The sequence below is a fragment of the Serratia sp. P2ACOL2 genome (genome assembly GCF_003691565.1).
GTDB lineage: Bacteria > Pseudomonadota > Gammaproteobacteria > Enterobacterales > Enterobacteriaceae > Serratia > Serratia liquefaciens.
The window spans coordinates 618,110-636,718 of record NZ_CP033162.1; the positions used below are offsets into that span (position 1 = coordinate 618,110).

The 18,609-nt window shown below is 53.9% G+C and carries 17 protein-coding genes and 1 pseudogene; 12 read left to right on the forward strand and 6 right to left on the reverse strand.

The annotated features are described in order from the left end of the window. Positions 1-3: 3 nt before the first annotated feature. From cysD to EBA31_RS02925, 4 genes are all read left to right on the forward strand, one after another. Positions 4-912, forward strand: coding sequence for a sulfate adenylyltransferase subunit CysD (cysD, locus tag EBA31_RS02910; RefSeq protein ID WP_020825260.1), 909 nt, complete (start codon positions 4-6; stop codon positions 910-912). Between the two features lie 11 nt (positions 913-923). Continuing rightward, the gene (gene cysN, locus EBA31_RS02915; protein ID WP_020825261.1) at positions 924-2,351 is read left to right on the forward strand and encodes a sulfate adenylyltransferase subunit CysN; all 1,428 of its coding nucleotides are present in this window, start codon (positions 924-926) and stop codon (positions 2,349-2,351) included. A gap of 1 nt (position 2,352) precedes the next feature. Beyond that, on the forward strand, positions 2,353-2,982 hold the full coding sequence (gene cysC / locus EBA31_RS02920; RefSeq protein ID WP_122077254.1) for an adenylyl-sulfate kinase: 630 nt from the start codon (positions 2,353-2,355) through the stop codon (positions 2,980-2,982). Positions 2,983-3,067: 85 nt separating this feature from the next. Continuing rightward, on the forward strand, positions 3,068-3,385 hold the full coding sequence (locus tag EBA31_RS02925; protein ID WP_020825263.1) for a DUF3561 family protein: 318 nt from the start codon (positions 3,068-3,070) through the stop codon (positions 3,383-3,385). A gap of 52 nt (positions 3,386-3,437) precedes the next feature. On the opposite strand, the gene EBA31_RS02930 is transcribed toward EBA31_RS02925, so the two are convergent. The 3 genes from EBA31_RS02930 to EBA31_RS02940 form a co-directional block, all read right to left on the reverse strand. Next, on the reverse strand, positions 3,438-4,160 hold the full coding sequence (locus EBA31_RS02930; protein WP_046374489.1) for an amino acid ABC transporter ATP-binding protein: 723 nt from the start codon (positions 4,158-4,160) through the stop codon (positions 3,438-3,440). Then, positions 4,144-4,863 (reverse strand): amino acid ABC transporter permease, encoded by a 720-nt coding sequence (locus tag EBA31_RS02935; protein WP_122080580.1) that lies wholly within the window; start codon positions 4,861-4,863, stop codon positions 4,144-4,146. Before EBA31_RS02935 ends, EBA31_RS02930 begins: the two co-directional genes overlap by 17 nt. Positions 4,864-4,964: 101 nt before the next feature. Further along, positions 4,965-5,735, reverse strand: coding sequence for a basic amino acid ABC transporter substrate-binding protein (locus tag EBA31_RS02940; RefSeq protein ID WP_122077257.1), 771 nt, complete (start codon positions 5,733-5,735; stop codon positions 4,965-4,967). Between the two features lie 417 nt (positions 5,736-6,152). Between EBA31_RS02940 and ftsB the strand changes: the two genes are divergently transcribed. Genes ftsB through truD form a run of 4 tightly spaced genes read left to right on the forward strand, consistent with a single transcriptional unit; the run spans position 6,153 to position 8,719 of the window. Next, entirely contained in the window at positions 6,153-6,473 is a 321-nt protein-coding gene (gene ftsB / locus EBA31_RS02945) for a cell division protein FtsB (RefSeq protein ID WP_020825266.1), read from the forward strand. A 3-nt stretch (positions 6,474-6,476) separates the two neighbouring features. After that, positions 6,477-7,184, forward strand: coding sequence for a 2-C-methyl-D-erythritol 4-phosphate cytidylyltransferase (gene ispD / locus EBA31_RS02950; RefSeq protein WP_046374487.1), 708 nt, complete (start codon positions 6,477-6,479; stop codon positions 7,182-7,184). Positions 7,185-7,194: 10 nt separating this feature from the next. Continuing rightward, positions 7,195-7,668 carry a 2-C-methyl-D-erythritol 2,4-cyclodiphosphate synthase gene (gene ispF / locus EBA31_RS02955; protein WP_122077260.1) on the forward strand — a complete coding sequence of 158 codons (474 nt, stop codon included), beginning with the start codon at positions 7,195-7,197 and terminating at the stop codon, positions 7,666-7,668. A 4-nt stretch (positions 7,669-7,672) separates the two neighbouring features. Then, complete coding sequence (truD, locus tag EBA31_RS02960; protein WP_122077263.1) at positions 7,673-8,719, forward strand: tRNA pseudouridine(13) synthase TruD; 1,047 nt, start codon at positions 7,673-7,675, stop codon at positions 8,717-8,719. Between the two features lie 202 nt (positions 8,720-8,921). Here truD and EBA31_RS02965 read toward each other — a convergent pair whose 3' ends face one another. Continuing rightward, entirely contained in the window at positions 8,922-10,202 is a 1,281-nt protein-coding gene (locus tag EBA31_RS02965; RefSeq protein WP_122077267.1) for an acyltransferase, read from the reverse strand. A 107-nt stretch (positions 10,203-10,309) separates the two neighbouring features. On the opposite strand from EBA31_RS02965, the gene surE reads away from it, so the two are divergent. The 4 genes and pseudogenes from surE (at position 10,310) to rpoS (ending at position 14,061) form a co-directional block, all read left to right on the forward strand. After that, positions 10,310-11,071 (forward strand): 5'/3'-nucleotidase SurE, encoded by a 762-nt coding sequence (gene surE / locus EBA31_RS02970; RefSeq protein ID WP_046374485.1) that lies wholly within the window; start codon positions 10,310-10,312, stop codon positions 11,069-11,071. Continuing rightward, a pseudogene (locus EBA31_RS02975) lies at positions 11,065-11,690 on the forward strand (protein-L-isoaspartate(D-aspartate) O-methyltransferase). The gene surE and the pseudogene EBA31_RS02975 overlap by 7 nt, the downstream one beginning before the upstream one ends. A gap of 325 nt (positions 11,691-12,015) precedes the next feature. Further along, a complete protein-coding gene (nlpD, locus tag EBA31_RS02985; protein WP_162302863.1) occupies positions 12,016-13,008 on the forward strand; it encodes a murein hydrolase activator NlpD in 993 nt (330 codons plus the stop codon). Between the two features lie 54 nt (positions 13,009-13,062). Continuing rightward, entirely contained in the window at positions 13,063-14,061 is a 999-nt protein-coding gene (gene rpoS / locus EBA31_RS02990) for an RNA polymerase sigma factor RpoS (protein WP_044554227.1), read from the forward strand. Between the two features lie 206 nt (positions 14,062-14,267). On the opposite strand, the gene glsA is transcribed toward rpoS, so the two are convergent. Together glsA and mutS are read right to left on the reverse strand one after the other, a co-directional pair. After that, a complete protein-coding gene (gene glsA, locus EBA31_RS02995; protein ID WP_122077276.1) occupies positions 14,268-15,272 on the reverse strand; it encodes a glutaminase A in 1,005 nt (334 codons plus the stop codon). 433 nt (positions 15,273-15,705) lie between these two features. Continuing rightward, positions 15,706-18,261: a DNA mismatch repair protein MutS gene (mutS, locus tag EBA31_RS03000; protein ID WP_020825273.1), complete on the reverse strand. Its 2,556-nt coding sequence runs from the start codon at positions 18,259-18,261 to the stop codon at positions 15,706-15,708. Positions 18,262-18,609: the final 348 nt, after the last annotated feature.

Genomic DNA, 18,609 nt, shown 5'->3' on the forward strand with positions numbered 1-18,609 from the left:
GTTATGGACGAAAAACGACTCACTCATTTGCGGCAATTGGAGGCGGAGAGTATCCATATCATCCGTGAAGTCGCCGCTGAATTCGGCAACCCGGTGATGCTCTACTCCATCGGTAAAGACTCTTCCGTGATGCTGCATCTGGCGCGTAAAGCCTTTTTCCCGGGTACGCTGCCGTTCCCGTTGCTGCATGTGGATACCGGTTGGAAATTCCGTGAAATGTACGAATTCCGCGATCGCACTGCGAAAGAGTACGGTTTTGAACTGCTGATCCACAAGAACCCGGAAGGCGTGGCGATGGGCATCAACCCGTTCGTTCACGGCAGCGCCAAGCATACCGATATCATGAAAACCGAAGGCCTGAAGCAGGCGCTTAACAAATACGGTTTTGATGCCGCCTTTGGCGGTGCCCGCCGTGACGAAGAGAAGTCACGCGCCAAAGAGCGTATCTATTCATTCCGTGACCGCTTCCACCGTTGGGACCCAAAAAACCAGCGCCCGGAGCTGTGGCACAATTACAACGGCCAAATCAACAAGGGCGAGAGCATTCGCGTGTTCCCGCTGTCGAACTGGACCGAGCTGGATATCTGGCAATACATTTTCCTGGAAAAAATCGACATCGTGCCGCTGTATCTGGCAAAACCGCGTCCGGTGGTAGAACGCGACGGCATGTTGCTGATGGTGGACGACGATCGTATCGATCTGCAGCCTGGCGAAGTGATCAGCCAGCGCATGGTGCGTTTCCGCACGCTGGGCTGCTGGCCGCTGACCGGTGCGGTGGATTCCGAAGCGGAGACGCTGCCGGAGATCATCGAAGAGATGTTGGTCTCCACCACCAGTGAGCGCCAGGGACGGATGATCGACCGCGATCAGTCCGGCTCGATGGAGCTGAAAAAGCGTCAAGGGTATTTCTAAGGAGCCGCCGGATGAACAATGCAATTGCACAACAAATCGCTGAGCAGGGTGGGGTCGAATCTTACCTGCATGCGCAGCAACACAAAAGCCTGTTACGGTTCCTGACCTGCGGCAGCGTCGATGACGGCAAAAGCACCCTGATCGGTCGCTTGCTGCATGATACCCGTCAGATCTACGAAGATCAGCTGTCTACGCTGCACAGCGACAGCAAACGCATCGGCACCCAGGGCGAGAAACTGGATTTGGCGCTGCTGGTCGATGGCCTGCAGGCCGAGCGCGAGCAGGGCATTACCATCGACGTAGCCTATCGTTATTTCTCGACCGAAAAGCGTAAATTTATTATTGCCGATACGCCGGGGCATGAGCAGTACACCCGCAATATGGCGACCGGGGCCTCGACCTGCGATCTGGCGATCCTGTTGATCGACGCACGCAAAGGGGTTCTGGATCAAACCCGCAGGCACAGTTTTATCGCCACGCTGTTGGGCATTCGCCATCTGGTGGTGGCGGTCAATAAAATGGACCTGGTGGATTACCAAGAGTCGGTGTTCGAACAGTTTAAACAGGACTATCTGACCTTCGCGCAGCAGTTGCCGAACGATCTCGACATCAAGTTTGTGCCTTTGTCGGCGCTGGATGGCGACAACGTGGCCAGTGAAAGCGCCCAGATGCCTTGGTACAGCGGCCCGACGCTGCTGCAGGTGCTGGAGAGCGTGGATGTGATCAGCGAACGCGAGACGCAACCGCTGCGTTTCCCGGTGCAGTATGTCAACCGTCCTAACCTGGATTTCCGGGGCTATGCGGGCACGCTGTCCGCCGGTGTAGTGCGCGTAGGGCAACGCGTGAAGGTATTGCCTTCCGGCGTGGAATCTACCGTAGCGCGTATTGTGACCTTTGATGGCGATCTGCAGGAAGCGGTGCCGGGCGAGGCGATCACGCTGGTGCTGGCAGATGAAGTGGATATTAGCCGCGGCGATCTGCTGGTCGATGCCGGGGAAACCCTGAAAGCGGCGCAAAGCGCGCTGGTGGACGTGGTGTGGATGGCTGAAAAACCGTTGTTGCCGGGCCAAAGCTATGACATCAAAGTGGCCGGCAAAAAGACCCGTGCGCGGGTAGAAGGCATACGCCACCAGGTGGAAATCAACTCGCTGGCGCAGCATCAGGCGGACACTTTACCGCTCAACGGCATCGGTCTGGTCGAACTGACCTTCGATGAACCGCTGGTGCTGGACAGCTATCAACGCAACCACGATACCGGTGGGCTGATCTTTATCGATCGCCTGAGCAACGTCACCGTGGGGGCTGGTTTGATCCGCGAAACCTTGCAGGACGCTCAGGCATCAGCCGGCGACTTCAGCGCATTTGAACTGGAACTGAATGCTCTGGTGCGTAAACACTTCCCACATTGGGGCGCGCGCGACCTGATTGGGGGAAAATAACGTGACCGACGCTCAACTGCGGCCGACCGGGCCGGATGATGACAACGTGGTCTGGCATCCGCATGCGGTAACGCGTGCGGATCGCGAAGTCCGCAACGGCCACAAAGGCGTGGTGCTGTGGTTTACCGGGCTGTCCGGCTCGGGCAAATCTACCGTTGCCGGCGCGCTGGAACAGGCACTGCACGCCTATGGTGTCAGCACCTATCTGCTGGATGGCGACAACGTGCGTCACGGCCTGTGCCGCGACCTGGGTTTTTCCGACGACGACCGGCGCGAGAATATTCGTCGCGTGGGCGAAGTGGCGAAACTGATGGTGGACGCCGGCCTGGTGGTGTTGACCGCCTTCATTTCCCCACATCGCGCCGAACGGCAGATGGTGCGAGAACTGCTGGATGAAGATCGTTTTATCGAGGTGTTTGTCGACACGCCGTTGGCGGTTTGTGAAGTGCGCGATCCGAAAGGATTGTACAAAAAAGCCCGTGCCGGCGAGCTGCGTAATTTCACCGGTATCGACTCGGTTTACGAGGCGCCGCAACGGCCGGATATTCACCTTGATGGCCAACAATTGGTAACAAATTTGATTGCGCAATTGTTAGACGTGCTGCGTGGTCGGGCTATTATCAAACCCTGAATTCAGAAAAGCGTGTGGCGTTTTTGCGCCATACGCTTTTTACGCTAAGCCCGCCGGAGAGCGCGCCGAATAACCAGGGATCGCTATGCAAAATGTCTCGCCTATCTTGATTGACGCAAACCAGGAGAAAGAGGAGCCCTCTTACTCGTTCCTGGGCGGTGTCTGCGGCTTTGTTTTCTACTGGCTGGCCTTCGCAGTGCCGTTTTTGGTTTACGGCTCCAACACCCTTTTCTTCCTGCTCTACACCTGGCCGTTCTTCCTGGCGCTGATGCCGGTTTCGGTGCTGATTGGCATCACGCTCAGCATGCTGCTGCGTGGTCGGTTGATTTTTACGCTGTTGCTGACCGGGACCATCGTTCTGTGCCTGTTCTGGCTGGTGTTCAGCTTTTTGACCGGTTGGTGAGGGGAAGGGCGCAGTCGCCTGCGCCCGAAGCATTGCAAAGCCGTGCCGAAGGTTACAAAACTTTGCTCAGAAAAGCCTGAGTGCGCGGATTGGCCGGCTGGCTGAAAATCTGCTGTGGCGAACCTTCTTCCTGAATGATCCCCTGATCGATAAACAGCACCCGATCGGCCACTTCACGGGCAAAGCCCATCTCATGCGTCACCACCACCATCGTCATGCCTTCGTGCGCCAATGACTTCATCACCGCCAGCACTTCGCCGACCAGCTCGGGATCCAGTGCGGAGGTCGGTTCGTCGAACAGCATGATTTTCGGTTCCATCGCCAGCGCGCGAGCAATGGCGACCCGCTGTTGCTGACCGCCGGACAGGCTGTTGGGATAAGCGTCGATTTTGTCCAGTAGGCCCACCTTTTGCAGCAGCGCCTCTGCCCGCAGTATGGCCTCTGCGCGCGACAGCTTTTTCACGCCCATCGGCGCCATGATGATGTTTTCCAGCACCGTCATGTGCGGGAACAGGTTAAAGCGTTGAAACACCATGCCGACGCTCTCACGCATTTTATTGAGATCGGTTTTCTGGCTGTGTATGGCAAAACCATTCACCAGGATCTCACCGCCGGACAGCGTTTCCAGCGCATTGATACAGCGCAGGAAGGTACTTTTACCGGAGCCGGACGGGCCGATGACGCAGACCACTTCGTTGGCTGCGATTTCGCAGGAAATACCACGCAGCACGTGGCTTTCGCCGAATTGTTTTTGCAGGTTATGTACGCGAATCACTTTTCCCGAACCTCTTTTCCATGTGTTGCACCATCAGCGAAAGCAGGAAGGTGAGGACCCAATAGACCAGCGAAATGGTCAGGTAGGGCTCCCAATAGGTGGCATAGGCGCCGGAAACCGTGCGGGCGGCATAGGCCAGATCGGCAAGACCGATGGCGGAGGCCAGCGAAGAGTCTTTGACGATGGCAATGGCATTGTTGCCCAGCGGCGGCAGCATGCGGCGAAACGCCTGCGGCAGGATCACTTTGCGCATGGTTTTGCCGTAGCTCATGCCCAGCGAACGCGAAGCTTCCATCTGACCGCGATCGATAGACTGAATGCCGGCGCGGAAAATTTCCGAGACGTAAGCACCCGCGTTCAGCGTAATCGCCACCACGCAGGAGAGAAATGCGCCGTAATCGGAGCGCAACGCGCGGGCGAAATCGGTGCTCATCAGGCCGCTGGTGACCAGCAGGCCGTCACGTGGGTTGATAAACAGCGGTACCAGCGCGAAATGCACCACCATAATCTGGACAAACAGCGGCGTACCGCGGAAGGCGCTGATGTAGATGCGCACCGGCCACTGAACGCCATAATGCAGTATCGGTTTCCAGATGCCGTGTGATGCCTGCGCCAGACGACCGAGCCCGAGGAGCAGCCCCCAGGTGGTGCCCAGTATCACGCAGATAATGGTGCATTTGATGGTCATCCAGGCGCCTTCCATAAACAGCGGGGCGTACTCCTGGATTATCTCCCAACGGAAATTCAAGGTCGGATCCTTCTTAAAAAAGTCTTCAGACTGCTGTGTTGACGAACGACGATCGATTATTCGGCGGGCAGCGTGGGGACGTTGCTGTCAAACCAGGTCTGGTAGATTTTGGCGTAGGTGCCGTCGGCGATGATTTTCTTCAGGCCGGCGTTGATTTTGCCGCGCAGTTCGTCATTGCCTTTGGCCACGGCGATACCGAAATACTGACGTTCGAATTTGGCATCGGACACCAGTTTGAACTCTTTTTCCGGATGGGTTTTGATATAGAACTTGGCCACGCCGACGTCGCCCACGGCCGCGCCGATACCGTCTTCATACAGCTCTTGCAGCATTAACGGGGTATTGTCGAAACGTTTGATGGCGGTGTTGTTTTTGCCTAACACGTCGGACACCACGATGTCGCCGGTGCTCGAGTTGACTACGCCGACCTTCAGCGCTTTCAAGGCGGCAATGGAGTCTACGCCAGAGTCTTTGGGGACCACGATAGCCTGCTCTGCCGGGAAGTAAGGTGCAGAGAAATCAACCATTTGTTTGCGTTTATCGGTAATGGTGATGCCGGAAATAATGATGTCACGATCGCCGGAGTTCAGCGTGGCGAAAATACCTTCCCACGGCGTATTCACCAGTTTGACCTGAAAGCTCTCGGCCTTGGCTACCGCCTTGATGATATCGATATCAAAGCCTTCCAGCTGTTTACTGCTGTTTTCGAATTCGAACGGACGGTAGGTGCCGCCAGAGCCGACGACGTAGGTAGGTTCAGCCGCCAGGACGGAGGCCGACAGGGTGGCAGCCAGACAGGCGCCAATCACAACTAAAGATTTAAACATCGCTATCCCCGGTAATTAAAAATGATCCATTGGATTTATTTATGCACTATGAGTGCATAAAAATAATCTTTAATGAATAAAAACACAACTCCTACCTGATGATGAAATTTTTAATGGTGTTAAATATGCAGTTTATGCTTGTCGCTGGCGAATGCTTTGGTGAAATCAGCGGGTAGCCAGTTTTTCTTACTGCATAACCGGAAAAAACGTTGAAGGGGAAGTTGAAGGGGAAAATGTTGCAGCCCAGGGTGGTTTTTCTGTGATGAAAGTGGTTTTTTTTGCCGCTTTCGAAGTGAATTTAGGTTATAAACTCAGGAAATTATCATCCTACTCTGAATTTGGCGGCGAAATGCCGTTCTCTGTGTGGAGTCCAACGAAAAGTTGTGGGATGATTGGTCGGTTTTTCAGGGGGCGGAGATGGGAAAACTTACGCTGCTATTGCTGGCATTGCTCGGTTGGTTACAGTATTCACTGTGGCTGGGCAAAAATGGTATTCACGATTACGTGCGGGTCAATGAGGATGTTGCGCTCCAACAGGGCAGCAATGCTAAATTGAAAGCGCGTAACGATCAGCTGTTTGCCGAGATCGACGATTTGAACGGCGGTCAGGAAGCGATCGAAGAGCGTGCGCGCAATGAGCTGAGCATGATTAAGCCCGGTGAGACTTTCTATCGTCTGGTTCCTGACCAATCCAGACGCAACGCGGCGTCCGCCTCGCAAAATAACTTACAAAAGTAACGCATGAATCACTCCGCAGGAACCTTTCCATCGGTGATCGCCGTCCTGCCCGCTGCCGGTATTGGCAGCCGCATGCAGGCTGATTGCCCAAAGCAATATCTAACCATCGGCCATCAAACCATTCTCGAACACGCGATCCACGCGCTGCTGCGCCATCCGCGTATTTCGCAGGTGATTGTGGCGATAGGTCCCGACGATCAGCAATTCCACCAGTTGCCAATAGCGCAGGATCCCCGCGTGCAGGCTACCATTGGCGGGCAGCAACGCGCCGACTCGGTAATGGCCGGCTTGCAGCTGGCTGGCGAGGCAAAATGGGTGCTGGTGCACGACGCGGCGCGCCCCTGTCTGCATGCCGACGATCTCGACCGCCTGTTGGCGATTACCGAACATAGCGACGTGGGGGGGATTTTGGCGGCGCCGGTGCGTGACACCATGAAGCGCGCAGAGCCTGGCCACGGGGCCATTTCTCATACGGTAGAACGTCAGGACCTGTGGCATGCGTTAACGCCGCAGCTGTTCCCACTGGCGTTGCTCAAGCAGTGCCTGCAGCGCGCGCTGGATGACGGGGCGACGGTGACCGACGAGGCGTCGGCCCTGGAGCACTGCGGCTATCATCCGCTGCTGGTCAATGGGCGTTCGGACAATATTAAGGTCACGCGGCCGGAAGATTTGGCGCTGGCAGCATTCTATTTAACTCAGTTAGACAATTAAGGAGCGCATCATGCGTATCGGCCACGGTTTTGACGTACACAAATTTGGCGGCGAAGGCCCGTTGGTGATCGGTGGCGTTCGTATTCCTTATGAAAAAGGTTTGCTGGCCCACTCCGATGGCGACGTAGCACTGCACGCCGCGACCGATGCCCTGCTGGGCGCGGCGGCGCTGGGGGATATCGGCAAGCTGTTCCCGGATACTGACCCGGCCTTCAAAGGTGCCGATAGCCGCGAGTTGCTGCGCGAAGCCTGGAAACGCATCCGTGCCAAGGGGTATCGTCTGGGCAACCTGGACATCACTATTATTGCCCAGGCCCCTAAGATGGCCCCGCATATCCCGCAGATGCGCATTTTCCTGGCGGAAGACCTGCAATGCCATATGGACGACGTTAACGTTAAGGCTACCACCACCGAACAACTCGGTTTCACCGGGCGTGGCGAGGGTATTGCCTGCGAAGCGGTTGCCTTGTTGATCAAGGACTAAGCGCATGGATATGGCTAACCTGACCTGGCTGCATGGCCAGCCACAAAGCACCGGCGTGCTGAAGGCCAACCCGGAAGATTTCGTGGTGGTGGAAGATCTGGGCTTTGAGCCGGATGGCGAAGGCGAACACGTGCTGGTGAACATCCGCAAAAACGGTTGTAACACCCAGTTCGTCGCCGATTATCTGGCGCGCTTTGCCGGTATTCATGCCCGCTCCGTCAGCTACGCGGGCTTAAAAGATCGTCATGCGGTAACCGTACAGTGGTTCTGTTTGCATCTGCCAGGAAAAGAGACGCCGGACTTTACCCAGTTCTCACTGGAAGGCTGTGAAGTGCTGGCCAGCGCCCGCCACCTGCGCAAAATGCGGATTGGCACCTTGAAAGGCAATGCCTTTACTCTGGTGCTGCGTCATATCTCCGATCGTCAGGATGTAGAACAACGCCTGCAGGCGATTGAGGCCGGCGGTGTACCGAATTACTTCGGCAGTCAGCGCTTTGGGCGCGGCGGTAACAACCTAGTGATGGCGCGCCGTTGGGCGAATGACGAGATCCGGGTGAAAGAACGCAGCAAGCGTAGCTTTTATCTTTCTGCCAGCCGCAGCGCGCTGTTTAACCTGATCGCCAGCCGGCGATTGGCCAACCAGCAGCAACATACCGTGCTGGAAGGGGATGCCCTTCAGCTTAGCGGTCGGGGCAGTTGGTTTGTTGCCAAACCGGAAGAGCTGGAAGCGTTGCAGCAACGCCTGGAAGCCGGTGAGCTGATGATCACCGCTCCTTTACCCGGTGATGGTGAACCGGGCACCGCCGGGGAAGCGTTGAGCTTTGAACAGCAGTGTCTGCTGGAACAGCCGGAGCTGATGTCGCTTTTAAAGCGCGAACGCGTAGATCCGGCCCGCCGAGCCTTGCTGTTACAGCCGAAAGATATGCAGTGGGACTGGTGGGACGATGCCACCGTCGAACTTCGTTTCTGGCTCCCGGCCGGCAGTTTCGCCACCAGCGTGGTGCGCGAAATTATGCGGCAGGACAGTAGCGATGCGGATATTAGCGAGTAATAATCAAGAAACCTGCGCAAGCAGGTTTCTTGACTATTGACAAAGGGGGATAAAACCGTGGTTTTTCCTCCTTTGTGTTATCACCCGAAATCAATAAATTGACTTCCCTGATCTATTTTAAAAACCTTTAGCGCCTGCCGCCAAATATTATATGTCTGTCAGCTGTCTCAAACCTGCGTAAGCAGGTTTCTTATCTGAGACTTTAGCGTTGATTGGCAAATTTTTTTTCTTCTTTTAATTTTATTTCCTTCACATTGGCTTGTGATTGATCGGAAAAGCGATTTTTTAACCATTCATAACAGGGCTTCTCAAAGAAGCGATGAGTAAGTTGTGATAGGAGTAACGTCAACGCAACAAAGATCAGCAGTTTTATTACGAATGGTAAATTTAGTGGAGAGAGTGCTGCCCCCATAATCAAAATAATAGGAGTATGTATAAGGTAAACAGAGTAGCTGATATCACCGAGCCAGGCTGGAATTCGGCTGCTGATAACCTGATGAAACCATGAACTCAGAGTCGCCAAACTTAAAATGAGCAATGCGATAAGTGGAATAGGTAAGAAGCTGAATTTTCCAATCGGATTTTTTTGATAAACTAGGTATACAACGGTTGCGAAAAGAATGACGTCAATGCAACCAATGATAGATTTCTGTATGTGGTTAAGTTCTACCTGCCTCATTCCTTGCGCCATTCGACAAACTGCGATCCCCAGCGTGACGCCAGCGATGCATCTAACAAAACCTGAGGTGACAATACCGTACATCATTTCATGAGCGATCATCAATGAACCGAATGATGTATATAAAACGGTGTAACACATTAAAGAAATGAATAGCAGCATATTGGTTTTTACGCGACGGATACACCAGGGAACCAAAAAGACGGAAACCCAAAACTCAACCGAGATTGACCAGCTAGGATCATTCCAACTCCAGTTGTTGACAAAACCCATATTCTGAAGAAGAAAGATATTAGCAATGCCAGAAATAAATGGCTCGTCAAAGGGAAACCCGCGTAGCGTCAGCAGATAAATGATACCAACTATAGCCATAGTGGCAATATGCAGCGGGTACATACGTGCAAAGCGATAAAAGATAAATTTTCTATCACTCATTAAGCCTGATGATATGGCTTGGCTATAAACGTGTGACAATACAAAACCCGAGAGGATAAAAAAGAAATCAACGGAGATATATGCATTTTGGAATGGATAGTTATGCCAGCTATATTGGCTACCAAAAAAATGGCTTAGCGCGACAGTTAACGCAAATACACCACGTAAACCATCTAAGTATTTTAGTCTTATTATTGACATTGGGCAGATAAACCTTGAATTCATTGACCTAAAATTATACTTGAGTGCGACTGTATTGTCAGATTTTCGTAAGGATTGTGTGATGATCTTCAGGTCTTCCCCGTGGAACTGTGGGTAGCATTGGGGGCTTTTCCCATGGTCACTGGACATGGCGGGGGCAGTAAACATAATATCTGCTGATTAAGCGCCTCCTTTTGGGCGGTCATACCGAGTAGTTAAATCCCAGGCTGCGTTTAGCGGTGCCTGGTTGAGAGATAAAAAGAAGACAACCTCTTATGCGGATATTGCTGAGTAATGACGACGGTGTTACCGCCCCAGGCATTCAGGTGCTGGCGGCAGCGCTGCGAGAGTTTGCTGAGGTGCAGGTTGTGGCACCCGATCGTAACCGCAGCGGTTCTTCCAATGCGCTGACGTTGGAATCCCCATTGCGCACCCTGACGATGCCCAATGGGGATATCGCCGTACAGCAAGGAACACCGACCGATTGCGTATATCTGGGAGTGAATGCCCTGATGCAACCTGCGCCGGATATCGTGGTTTCCGGTATCAATGCCGGCCCCAATCTGGGCGATGACGTGATCTACTCCGGCACCGTGGCTGCCGCCATGGAAGGGCGCCATTTGGGCTTGCCTGCGCTGGCCGTGTCGTTGAACGGTCATCAGCATTATGCAACCGCGGCGGCGATCACCTGCCGGGTGCTGCGTGCCCTGTTGCGTGAACCGTTACGCACCGGAAAAATTCTGAATATCAACGTGCCGGACTTGCCGTTGGATGAGATAAAAGGCATTCGCGTGACCCGCTGCGGCAGTCGCCATCCGGCCGACAAAGTGTTCTGCCAACAGGATCCTCGTGGGCAAAACCTTTACTGGATTGGGCCTCCGGGTGATAAGTTTGATGTCGGGCCGGACACGGATTTCGCTGCGGTAGAACAGGGTTATGTCGCGATTACACCCTTGCAGGTGGATTTGACCGCTTATGCGGCCCAGGATGTAGTAAAAACGTGGTTAACCAAAGCAGGGGTTGGCGGGGAATGGTGAACAAGCGTATGCAAACATTGCTGACGCAACTGCGTCAACAAGGGATCCAGGACGAACGATTACTGCGGGCCATTGAGGCAGTGCCGCGTGAACGCTTTGTTGATGAAGCGCTTGAGCACAAGGCTTATGAGAATACCGCGCTGCCGATCGGCTCGGGGCAAACGATCTCCCAGCCCTATATGGTGGCACGGATGACCGAACTGCTGAACCTGACGCCCACTTCCCGAGTTCTTGAAATTGGCACGGGTTCCGGCTATCAGACCGCCATCCTGGCGCATCTGGTGCAGCACGTGTGCTCGGTTGAGCGTATCAAGGGATTGCAATGGCAGGCGAAGCGCCGCCTGAAGCAACTCGATCTCCATAATGTTTCTACTCGTCACGGTGACGGTTGGCAGGGGTGGGCTTCGCGGGGGCCGTTCGATGCCATTATTGTCACCGCCGCACCGCCGGAAATCCCCCGGCGCTGATGGAACAGTTGGACGATGGTGGCATTTTGGTGCTGCCGGTCGGTGAGCAGGCCCAAACCCTCAAACGTATTCAGCGTCAGGGGAACGAATTTGTTATCGATACCGTCGAAGCGGTACGCTTTGTTCCTCTGGTGAAGGGCGAGCTGGCCTAGCGATTGTCTGAATTTTCGGCAGGAAATGAAATCTGTTGCACTTTCATTCACTCCGGTTAAGGTTTTAGCGTTTCAATAAAACTAATTTTCAATACAATTGCCTTTCTGCGCAGTTGTCTTATGGTGCAGCAGCGCTAATGTGGTTAGCATTGGCGCGCTGTTTTGAGGCTCCGGTATGAGGTTTTCTGACGTTCAGAAATCGGCCGCGGGCACCTTTCATTGTAGGAACGTAGAGAATGTTAAAAGCTCAGCTACGATGTAAAGGGTATTTTGGATATATCGCTGATATTGCTGTCATGGGGGAAGCATGAGCACGGGAAGCCCAATGATTACATTACGCCGGGTTGCGGTGTGTACGATGGTAAGTTTGTGGTTGGCGGGTTGTACAAACACTGCGTCGACATCGGCCCCTATCAGTAGCGTGGACGGCGGTGGTGCCGGAGCCGCTGCATCCAGCAATGCTGGGGCGCAGGTGGGCTCTGAGGGGCACATTGTTTACAACCGCAGTTATACTTCGATCCCCAAAGGGAGCTACAGCGGTAATACCTATACGGTTAAGCGCGGAGACACGCTGTTTTACATCGCCTGGATCACCGGAAATGATTACCGTGACCTGGCTCAGCGTAACAATATTCCTGAACCCTACAGCCTGAATGTGGGTCAAAACATTCAGCTTGGTAATGGTTCGGCTAGCGGAAATGGCGGTATGCTGGCGGCGACAGACGCAACCAGCGGCGGCGTACCTAAGCCGCCATCGACCTCCCAGATACAAACTGCAACGGTTGATTCTCAATCAACTAACGCGTATTCTGATAATTCGGGTAAACAGAATGTAGGTAAGATGTTACCTGCAGCAGGCGCAGTGGCGGCAACTACCGCAACAGCCCCTGTTACCGCACCGGTTGTTGCTCCTCCAGTGAGCAGCACCGTCAGCAACAGCGCTCCGGTAAGTACCTGGAGATGGCCGACTGACGGGAAGATTATTGATAACTTTTCCTCATCAGAAGGTGGGAATAAAGGTGTCGATATCGCCGGGTCTCGTGGGCAGCCTATCTTCGCTACCGCCGATGGTCGTGTAGTGTACGCAGGCAACGCTTTACGGGGTTACGGTAATCTAATCATCATCAAACACAATGATGATTACCTGAGCGCCTACGCTCACAACGACACAATGCTGGTCCGGGAACAACAAGAAGTGAAGGCGGGTCAAAAAATAGCCACCATGGGTAGCACCGGAACCAGTTCAGTACGTTTGCATTTTGAAATTCGTTACAAGGGGAAATCCGTAAACCCGCTGCGTTATCTTCCGCAGCGATAGATTGGGCAGAATACGCTGTTATTCTGCTCGCGGTATCACGGGTAGGAGCAGCATATGAGCCAAAATACGCTGAAAGTTAACGAGTTACATGATGATGCGGATTTCGACGAGAACGCAACGGAAGCGGAATCATTCGACGAAAAAGCACTGGTAGAAGAAGAGGCCAGTGAGAATGATCTAGCGGAAGAAGAGTTGTTGTCACAAGGCGTGACCCAACGCGTATTGGATGCGACGCAGCTCTATCTGGGCGAAATCGGTTATTCTCCGCTGCTTACCGCAGAGGAAGAGGTTTATTTTGCGCGGCGTGCACTGCGCGGTGACGTGCCGTCCCGCCGCCGAATGATTGAAAGCAACCTGCGGCTGGTGGTGAAAATCGCCCGCCGTTACAGCAACCGCGGCCTGGCGCTGCTGGATCTGATTGAAGAGGGCAACCTCGGACTGATCCGCGCAGTGGAAAAGTTTGACCCAGAACGCGGTTTCCGTTTCTCGACCTACGCTACCTGGTGGATCCGGCAGACGATTGAACGGGCGATCATGAACCAAACCCGTACCATTCGCTTGCCTATCCACATAGTTAAAGAACTGAATGTCTATTTGCGCACCGCGCGCGAGCTTTCTCACAAACTGGATCATGAACCGAGCGCTGAAGAGATTGCAGAGCAACTCGACAAGCCGGTGGATGACGTCAGCCGCATGCTGCGCCTGAACGAACGTATCACTTCTGTGGATACGCCGTTGGGTGGGGATTCGGAGAAAGCGTTGCTGGACATTCTGGCAGACGAGAAAGACAACGGACCGGAAGACACCACGCAAGACGATGACATGAAACAGAGCATCGTGAAATGGCTGTTCGAACTGAACGCCAAACAGCGTGAGGTGCTGGCGCGTCGCTTTGGCCTGTTGGGCTACGAAGCGGCGACGCTCGAAGATGTGGGCCGCGAAATTGGCCTGACTCGCGAGCGAGTACGTCAGATCCAGGTTGAAGGTTTGCGCCGCCTGCGTGAAATACTGCAGATGCAGGGCCTGAGTATCGAGGCACTGTTCCGCGAGTAACGTCGGCAGTTGAACCGCATCAAAATAAAAACGGTGAGCATAATGCTCGCCGTTTTTTTTCTAACGAATACCCCTGATGCGGATAAAGGCCGTGTTTAGAGAAAACCTTCACCGACTTGGTGGGTGAGGGTCAATGTGAACTTTTTTCTGTCAGCCTATAGAACATTCTTAGAAGTCGCCGATGCGCAGGCACGACGGGAATGAGATCAGTGAGAGTCGTAAAGGTTAGCTTTGGTTGCGTGCGCGACGTAACTGATTGCTTCCTGTGCACGGACACTATTGCCGGCTTTATCCAGGGGGGGTGAGTAGACTGCAATGGCGTATTGGCCTGGGACCACTGCGACCATACCGCCGCCAACACCGCTTTTGGCTGGGACACCCACGTTGTATAGCCATTGGCCTGAGCCGTCATAGAGACCTGCAATCGCCATTTCTGTCAGCACGTTAGGGACGTATTGTTGCTGCAGTAACTGCTTGCCGGTGTAGGGAGATTTCCCTGCGTTAGCCAATACGGCCCCCATCTTGGCCAGTTGCTCAGTGGTGGCACTGACCGAACACTGTTTGGTATAGATATCGAGCGCTTCGTCTGCGTTGCTGTACATGCGGCCATAAGACATCATCAAGCGACTCAGCGCCTGGTTATGCTGGTTAGTCACGGATTCGGAATGATAAACCTCCAGATTAATGCTCAATTTAGCATCGGCGTAGGCGTTCATATTATCGATAATCTGCTGCCAGCGATCGTTGGCATTTTTCGCATTGATAAAGCTGACGGTGCTAATGGCGCCGGCATTAACCAATGGGTTCTGCGGACGCTCTGGACGCAGTTCGATGGCAAGGCCGGAATTAAAGGGTAATCCGGTTGAGTTGGCGCCCAGTTCATTCAGTACTTTGTCTGCGCCATGTTGATTTAATGCGATAGATAAAGAGAATATTTTGGTTAATGATTCCAGTGGAAATGTTTTTTGTGTATCCCCGGCTGTGTAGAGTTTTCCATCTATAGTGGCAATCGCGATAGCGTAATTCTTATCACTGTAAGCCGCCAATGCAGGAATATAATCGGCCACCTTACCACGATTATCATTTTTAAATTTCTGATAAGCCGATTGCACAATGGCAGCATAATCGGGAGAGTCCGCAGCTAAGGCACCGGTGCTTGTCAGGGAAATGAACGGAATGGAAAAAAGTATAGCAAAAAGCTTAGGTTTCATAAAATGACTCCTACAGGATGGATAGGTGTTTGTATTAAATGAAGTTACTGACGTGAGTATTACAATGGGTATTGTGAATGTGAGAATGCTTTATTGATGTAAATACATGCAGCTATAGCGGTACTGTTTTAAAAGAATTTTAATAACAGCGTGGTGGTGCAGAGCACCGTAGGAAAGGTTGTGCTGTCTCCAATGCAGTAGCAGCGGGCGATCCCACATTATCAACTGACTGGATATATTGAGGCCTAATTATTCGCTTCGACTTGCATCACGTCCAATTGATTATTTTAATTAATACACATTGGCTAATAGTCATGGCGAATCAAAAACAGGATATGAAACATTGTTACTTTCATTGTGTAACAATAACGATAAACCTTATTAAATAAAAACGGTGAGCGTGATGCTCACCGTTTGCCGTTTATGCGTCGAGTTAGACCATATTCTTCAGGCGGTAAATCCATTCCAGCGCCTGGCGCGGAGACAGTGAATCCGGATCCAGGGCCTCAAGCGCTTCAACCGCCGGAGAGGTTTCCTCGTTCAGCAGCGTCATTTGGGTGGCGTCAACGGTACCGCTGGCGGTGTGGTTGGAGATGGCTTCCAGTTCACGCAATTTCTGGCGCGCGCGTTTGATCACTTCACGTGGCACCCCGGCCAGTGCGGCAACCGCCAGCCCGTAACTTTTGCTGGCGGCACCGTCCTGCACGCTGTGCATAAAGGCGATGGTGTCACCGTGCTCAAGCGCATCCAAATGCACGTTAACCACGCCTTCCATTTTTTCCGGCAGGGTGGTCAGCTCAAAGTAATGGGTGGCGAACAAAGTCATGGCCTTGATGCGGCTGGCCAGATTTTCGGCGCAGGCCCAGGCCAGGGATAAACCGTCATAGGTCGAGGTGCCGCGGCCAATCTCGTCCATCAGCACCAGGCTGTGTTCGGTGGCGTTATGCAGGATATTGGCGGTTTCTGTCATCTCCACCATAAAGGTGGAGCGGCCGGAGGCCAGATCGTCCGCTGCACCTACGCGGGTAAATATGCGATCGACCGGGCCGATGACCGCCTTGCTTGCCGGCACGTAGCTGCCGATATGGGCCATCAGTACGATCAGCGCTGTTTGGCGCATATAGGTGCTTTTACCGCCCATGTTAGGGCCGGTAATGATCAACATTCGGCGTTGGGGCGACAGTGACAGCGGGTTGGAAATAAAGGGTTCGCTCAACACCTGCTCCACCACCGGGTGGCGACCCTCGGTGATGCGCACGCCAGGCTGCTCGCTCATGGTCGGGCAGGCGTAGTTCAGCGTTTCGGCGCGTTCAGCCAGGTTGGCCAGCACGTCCAGTTCCGCCAATGCCGCCGCGCTTTGTTGCAATTCACCCAGATGCGGCAACAGCAAATCGAACAGCTCTTCGTACAGACCTTTCTCGATGGCCAGCGCTTTCCCTTTAGAGGTCAGCACCTTGTCTTCGTACTCTTTCAATTCGGGAATGATGTAGCGTTCGGCGTTTTTCAGCGTCTGACGGCGTACGTAATGGATCGGTACCAGGTGGCTTTGCCCGCGACTGACCTGAATGTAATAGCCATGAACACCATTGAAACCGACCTTCAGCGTATCCAGCCCCAGTTTTTCGCGCTCGCGGATCTCGAGACGGTCGAGATAGTCGCTGGCACCATCGGCCAAGGCCCGCCATTCGTCCAGCTCACTGTTGTAGCCGGGAGCGATAACGCCACCGTCGCGGACCAGCACCGGCGGGGCTTCCACCACGGCGCGTTCCAGCAAGTCCTGCAGTTCATCAAACTGACCCACCTGGGACAGCAGGTGCTGCACATGCGGAGTATTTACGCCTTTTAACAGCGCATGGATATCCGGTAACTGCTGGAAGGCATGACGCATGCGTGCCAGATCGCGCGGACGTGCGCTGCGCAACGCCAGACGGGCGAGGATACGTTCCAGATCGCCGACCTGACGCAAAGAAGGTTGCAGTTCAGCATACAGATCCTGCAGTGCACCGATGGCCTGCTGGCGATCATTCAGTACTTTGATGTCACGAGTAGGCATATGCAGCCAGCGCTTAAGCATGCGGCTGCCCATGGCCGTAACGCTGTGATCGAGGATCGCCGCCAGGGTGTTTTCAGTGCCGCCGGACAGGCTCTGGGTCAGCTCGAGGTTACGCCGGGTAGCGGCGTCCATGATGATGCCATCCTGTTGACGCTCCATGGTGATGCCACGGATATGCGGCAATGAGGTGCGCTGGGTATCTTTTACGTACTGCAGCAGGCAGCCGGCGGCACGCAGTGCCTGATGGGCCTGTTCAACGCCGAAGCCGGTAAGATCGCGAGTGCCGAACTGCAGGTTAAGCTGCTGACGGGCGGTCTCCGGTTCGAATTCCCACAGCGGGCGACGACGCAGACCATGGCGCTGTTCAATCAGCGACATCTGTTCAAAGGTTTCGGGATAAAGCAGTTCGGCGGGGTTGGTGCGTTGCAGCTCGGCCGCCATGGTCTCAATATCTGCTGGTTCGGCAACGCGGAAACGGCCGGAGCTGATATCCAGCGTCGCGTAACCAAAGCCACGTGCGTCTTGCCAGATGGCGGCCAGCAGGTTGTCCTGACGCTCCTGTAGCAAGGCTTCGTCGGTGATGGTGCCAGGCGTGACAATACGCACCACTTTGCGCTCAACCGGGCCTTTACTGGTGGCCGGATCGCCGATTTGTTCGCACAGGGCAACGGATTCGCCAAGCTGCACCAGTTTGGCTAAATAGTTTTCCACCGCATGATGGGGAACGCCGGCCATGGGAATAGGCTCCCCTGCTGAGGCACCGCGTTTGGTCAGCGAGATATCCAGCAGTTGGGACGCGCGTTTGGCATCATCATAGAACAGCTCGTAAAAGTCGCCCATGCGGTAGAACAGCAGGATCTCGGGATGCTGAGCCTTGAGGCGCAGGTACTGCTGCATCATCGGCGTGTGTGAATCGAGCTTGTCGGTGCTATTCATAAGATTACTGTTTCCAATCCATTGAATTTGAAATGAGTTTTGACGTTGTTTTTCATCATTAGGTATCACGCCGTGTTACAAAAATCACGCCTGCAGGCGGTCGCAGGGCGAGGTAAAGCCATTGATCAAACCAGTCCCAAACGGAACGGAGGGCGCTGCGGCTACCGACGATGGGGATCAATAAGCTTTTATACCGACGCTATACTAGCCCAGCGGGCAATCCGCTGTCACAGGTAAAAATGGGGAGCTTTACGCAAACTGGGGTTATAATGAACGAAAGGCGTTACAATCCCCGTTCTGGCGCTAAAAACCAAGCGTATCTGCTCAGAAATCACCCCATTCCCATCC

Bases quoted from the DNA above. Each gene is read 5' to 3' on its own strand.
- cysD (WP_020825260.1), top strand. From the start codon at position 4: ATGGACGAAAAACGACTCACTCATTTGCGGCAATTGGAGGCGGAGAGT.
- cysN (WP_020825261.1), top strand. From the start codon at position 924: ATGAACAATGCAATTGCACAACAAATCGCTGAGCAGGGTGGGGTCGAA.
- EBA31_RS02925 (WP_020825263.1), top strand. From the start codon at position 3,068: ATGCAAAATGTCTCGCCTATCTTGATTGACGCAAACCAGGAGAAAGAG.
- EBA31_RS02935 (WP_122080580.1), bottom strand. From the start codon at position 4,863: ATGGAAGGCGCCTGGATGACCATCAAATGCACCATTATCTGCGTGATA.
- EBA31_RS02940 (WP_122077257.1), bottom strand. From the start codon at position 5,735: ATGTTTAAATCTTTAGTTGTGATTGGCGCCTGTCTGGCTGCCACCCTG.
- ftsB (WP_020825266.1), top strand. From the start codon at position 6,153: ATGGGAAAACTTACGCTGCTATTGCTGGCATTGCTCGGTTGGTTACAG.
- ispD (WP_046374487.1), top strand. From the start codon at position 6,477: ATGAATCACTCCGCAGGAACCTTTCCATCGGTGATCGCCGTCCTGCCC.
- ispF (WP_122077260.1), top strand. From the start codon at position 7,195: ATGCGTATCGGCCACGGTTTTGACGTACACAAATTTGGCGGCGAAGGC.
- truD (WP_122077263.1), top strand. From the start codon at position 7,673: ATGGATATGGCTAACCTGACCTGGCTGCATGGCCAGCCACAAAGCACC.
- EBA31_RS02965 (WP_122077267.1), bottom strand. From the start codon at position 10,202: ATGTTTACTGCCCCCGCCATGTCCAGTGACCATGGGAAAAGCCCCCAA.
- surE (WP_046374485.1), top strand. From the start codon at position 10,310: ATGCGGATATTGCTGAGTAATGACGACGGTGTTACCGCCCCAGGCATT.
- nlpD (WP_162302863.1), top strand. From the start codon at position 12,016: ATGATTACATTACGCCGGGTTGCGGTGTGTACGATGGTAAGTTTGTGG.
- rpoS (WP_044554227.1), top strand. From the start codon at position 13,063: ATGAGCCAAAATACGCTGAAAGTTAACGAGTTACATGATGATGCGGAT.
- glsA (WP_122077276.1), bottom strand. From the start codon at position 15,272: ATGAAACCTAAGCTTTTTGCTATACTTTTTTCCATTCCGTTCATTTCC.
- mutS (WP_020825273.1), bottom strand. From the start codon at position 18,261: ATGAATAGCACCGACAAGCTCGATTCACACACGCCGATGATGCAGCAG.